Genomic DNA, 4,114 nt, shown 5'->3' on the forward strand with positions numbered 1-4,114 from the left:
TTTCTAGCTTCAATTTATATCTAAATCGGTTAAATTCCTTTTTTGCCTTTATACTCCATTCTTGATGCTTTTCTTCATTCATAATTACGTTAAGTTCTTCAGATAGAATTTTTTCCAGGAATTTAATCTCATTTTCACGATTGTAAAATATATTCAATAACCTGTATTTTAATAGTTCCTGTTCAATTGTTGTTTTCTTCGGAAAATCGCTAACTATAAGCTTGTTTAAGTGCATCAAACAGTATTGATGCACTAACTTATCCCCAAAAACTTCCTTTAAAATATCTGGGTATCTCTTATCAAAATCCGTAACAATAAACACAGGTTCTGATGTATCTAGATTTTTTCGTAGAAACGTTTTGATGGTTTCTGAACTTTTATCCTCAAAAAGTTCATCTGCTATTGTTCTTTGAGTTTTTGCATCCAGTAATGTTAAACGGTATTTCTGACAACGTCCCTCTTTTGGATGCTGTTCGTCATAGTGCACCATATGTACATTTTCTAAAATTGGAACATTTTCCTGTTCCATTTCTTTGTTGAATGTTCTAAAAATAGTGCTTCTTGATCTTGGAAATATGAAGCTCATTATATCAGAAATTCCATCATAAGAAACTTTATGGTATCTGAGCACCTGGAAAAAATTATTGAATGAATCAAAAAGTAAAGTTTTCAGACCTTCCCAAAAACTATGATCTTCTTCGTCTGTACTACCACAATTTTGGCATTTGTATCGACCAATGCTGATTTTTCCAAGACCTTTTTTGATGTATAGATTATAGCCGTTATGAACCATAGGAGCACTGCAAATAGGGCAGGCTGGAGGAATTTTTCTACGAAAAATTCCTCTTGTGGTATATTCGTAATCATTGCTATAACTATCAAAAAGGTATGAGAGAGCAGGGAGTTCCGATAAGTTATTAAAAGTAAGATTTATAATTACCATTGTTTTTGCCGTAACATCATTACATAATTAGAGAATTATAAATTTATGTAGTGATGTTACACTTACTTTCATCACTAGATTTTGGAACTGAGTCTTCGCAAGGACTTTTTGATAAAAGTGATCTTTTCCTTTTTGGGGAGGACTTCCCAATTTAAGTGAACTTCTCTTCACGTTAATTTCAGTTTTAATATATTTTTCCGACCGGTTGTCTGCTAAGATCTTACCAAACGTTTGGTAAGAAAAGAAAGATAAAAAACTTGATTTTATTACTTTGCTTTGCTTGCTAAAAAGGTAGAACTGTCTCCAAGATGAAACCTGAACTCGCCTTCCAGTATGTCTTTTTCTTTTATCTTGACCCACCCACTACCAAAGACATGGTCGCACTCTTCATTTCCGTCCCAGGCGAATTCAAACTTTTTACCATCAACATAATCAACGATCCTTCCTTCTATATAACCATAAACTAAACCAAATTGAAAATTCCCCATGTTGTCTGGCTTTATCGTAATATAAGCCTGAACTTCCATGTTGAAATACTATTCATCCCATAGTTCCATATCATAAATGTGCCATGTCCCTGTGAAATCCATACTCTTAATTCTTTTTCCTTGAATAAAAACATCATTATACAATATCATAAACTTGAAATTTGAGGAGACTATTAATTCGGTAAATTGCAGATTTAGAAGGAGCTCTCTGAAGGGTCTTTTTGCTCGAAGTGATCTTTCCCTTTGGGGAGTGATTTTCTAATTACAGTAAAAACCTGTTAACCGAATTCTGTTTTCAAGAGCTACCAGAAAATAGGCTATTATCTCCTCCGTAAACTATTTCTAAAAAGAGTTCTCTCATTTGAGATATTCTGTGCCAATTTGTATAGGTACACTTATATAATTTGACCATGTAATGTAGTACTGAAAATAAAGAGACGTATAATCTGTTATTAAAAACCAATTTTTGTTTTTTAATTTAAGGGTCTATACAATCTTGTTTTTAAACTATTGACTATCCGCTAGAGCGGAGGTGAAACGAAGATGGCTTTTAATGACAGAAATTTCAGGGGAAATTCCGGAGGTTTCCGCGGTAACAGCGGACCAAGGGAAATGACAAAAGTGACCTGTTCTGACTGCGGTGTTGAGACCGAAGTACCGTTCAAACCTACCGAAGGCAGGCCAGTATACTGCAGGGACTGTCTCCCCAACCACAGGAAATTCTAAAGATAATCTGCATCAGGTGTTAGTTTCGTAATTATTTTACATTAACACACCTGATTCATCTTTTCTTTTTGTTTTTGGTTTATTCTCTTTGTTTCTATACTTATTTCCACCTCATGCAGCAGGAAAAGTAGGAACAAACTGACATCGAGAATGAAAACCTGTACGAATTATTCAATATTCAACTTTTATAAAAATTGATTAAAGTATATCAAGGAGGAATTAACCTGGCTAATTACAGAAGCACTATTAGAAAAAGAAGATTAGGATCCTCAAAACCGGTAAACTCAGGAAATACCCCTGAAGTATCCAGGGTACGAATCCCCCGCAAGGACAGAAACGAAGTCCTGGCAACGGTTGCGTGTTTACTGGGCTCGAAAAGAGTAACACTTCAGTGTATGGATGGGATTGTCCGCATGGGCAGGATTCCGGGCTCTAAAAAGAAGAGAATGTGGATTCACGAAGGCGATGTTGTCATAGCCAGTCCCTGGGAAGTACAGGACTCCAAAGCCGAAGTAACCTGGAAATACACAAGACCCCAGGTCGAATGGCTTGAACGAAAAGGCTATATTACGTACTGATTTGAAGTTATCGAATAAAGATGCCTTATATGGATATCTGAAATAAGGGTATCTGAAAAAGATGCCTTAAATCCAGATTTCACTTTTCTGCAGGAACGCGTCTGTTTTTGATGTGGACAAGGTTCTATAGATGATGACTTAGTTAATTTCATAATTTCATAATTTCATAATTTCATAATTTCATAATTTCATAATTTCATAATTATAATTACTAAAGAAAGATGTAGAAATTTCTTTTGTTCTTTACAGTTCTATTCAAATATATTTCCTGCCAACGGTCTGCTGAATCTTTCACAAATACATTTGTTAAGAAAAGAAAACTTGAAAATCCGTGATTTTTGCAGATTTATAAGGGACACTTTGCAGGGCTTTTTTAGATTAAACGATTTTTTTCTCTGGGGGAGATTTTTCTTATTAAAGAGCCTATCCCAAAAGTAATATTATGTTGAAATTATAAATTTACTTTTATGTCATTTCGTGAAATCGATGATGTTCTATGGGAATCCATGGAACCTTATCTTCCTCCACAGAAATCATATACAGGAAGGCCACGTGCAAATATGAGAAAGTTAATGAACGGTATTTTGTACGTTGTTATGACAGGTTGTACGTGGAAAGACGTTCCCAGGAAATATGGATCTAAGTCAACAGTACATAAATTCCATCTATATCTGTGTGAACATGGTATTTATCAGAAGATTTTCAATGAACTTTTAAACAAAGGTTACGATTTGAATAAAATAGGTCTTTCTCACTGCTTTACTGATACAAAGGATGTTCCGGCTAAAAAAGGGGGAATATCGGTTACGATGGACACAAAAAAATAAAAGGAATAAAAATAAGCGTTTTAGTAGATCTACAGGGTTTACCTCTCTCGATTATTATTGTTCCTGCAAATAAGAATGATTCTACACTTTATATACCTACACTTAAAAATTTTAATATAAAGAGACCTGTAGGAAGGCCTGTTAACAGGCCTTCCAAAGTAACAGCTGATGCAATGTATGATACAGCTAAAATTAGAAAATATAACAGGAGAAGAGGAATAAAGTCCAATATACCAGTAAATAAAAGAAATAGGAAGAAAAAGAAGAGAGGAAGACCAATAAGTGCGACAAGAAGTTAAATCATGAATTGCGGAAACGCTACTCCTTCCATTCGGAGCAATCCTACCAGGATGTGCGTCACTAGTAATGGTGGGGTGCAAAGCTCCTGGGACAATGTGAAGACCTCTGAAAGTCCAATTCAGAATACTTGCTAGGATAAGGGTTCTATGGAGAACGTAAAGTGAATCATTGCAAGAGTCGTTACTTCCAACAAGCGAAACTGGACTTGCGCTTGAACCAAAAGGTACGGAATCAGACTGTAGTGGTTTTATT

At 35.0% G+C, this 4,114-nt stretch carries 6 protein-coding genes; 4 read left to right on the forward strand and 2 right to left on the reverse strand.

Annotated elements, in window-relative coordinates:
- Both ASJ81_RS09505 and ASJ81_RS09510 read right to left on the reverse strand, forming a co-directional pair.
- Nucleotides 1–943, reverse strand: a 943-nt coding sequence (locus ASJ81_RS09505) for an ISNCY family transposase (protein ID WP_095644267.1), incomplete at its 3' end; no start/stop codon positions are given.
- A 266-nt stretch (nt 944–1,209) separates the two neighbouring features.
- A complete protein-coding gene (locus ASJ81_RS09510; protein ID WP_245860006.1) occupies nt 1,210–1,470 on the reverse strand; it encodes a hypothetical protein in 261 nt (86 codons plus the stop codon).
- A 504-nt stretch (nt 1,471–1,974) separates the two neighbouring features.
- On the opposite strand from ASJ81_RS09510, the gene ASJ81_RS09515 reads away from it, so the two are divergent.
- From ASJ81_RS09515 to ASJ81_RS09530, 4 genes are all read left to right on the forward strand, one after another.
- A complete protein-coding gene (locus ASJ81_RS09515) occupies nt 1,975–2,157 on the forward strand; it encodes a CxxC-x17-CxxC domain-containing protein (protein WP_095644264.1) in 183 nt (60 codons plus the stop codon).
- 245 nt (nt 2,158–2,402) lie between these two features.
- Nucleotides 2,403–2,735 (forward strand): translation initiation factor eIF-1A, encoded by a 333-nt coding sequence (eif1A, locus tag ASJ81_RS09520; RefSeq protein WP_095644268.1) that lies wholly within the window; start codon nt 2,403–2,405, stop codon nt 2,733–2,735.
- A 467-nt stretch (nt 2,736–3,202) separates the two neighbouring features.
- Nucleotides 3,203–3,562 carry a transposase gene (locus tag ASJ81_RS24195; protein WP_095644265.1) on the forward strand — a complete coding sequence of 120 codons (360 nt, stop codon included), beginning with the start codon at nt 3,203–3,205 and terminating at the stop codon, nt 3,560–3,562.
- A gap of 11 nt (nt 3,563–3,573) precedes the next feature.
- Nucleotides 3,574–3,861 (forward strand): transposase, encoded by a 288-nt coding sequence (locus ASJ81_RS09530; protein ID WP_245860007.1) that lies wholly within the window; start codon nt 3,574–3,576, stop codon nt 3,859–3,861.
- Nucleotides 3,862–4,114: the final 253 nt, after the last annotated feature.

Origin of the sequence: Methanosarcina spelaei (assembly GCF_002287235.1) — an archaeon.
In the GTDB taxonomy this organism is placed as follows: domain Archaea; phylum Halobacteriota; class Methanosarcinia; order Methanosarcinales; family Methanosarcinaceae; genus Methanosarcina; species Methanosarcina spelaei.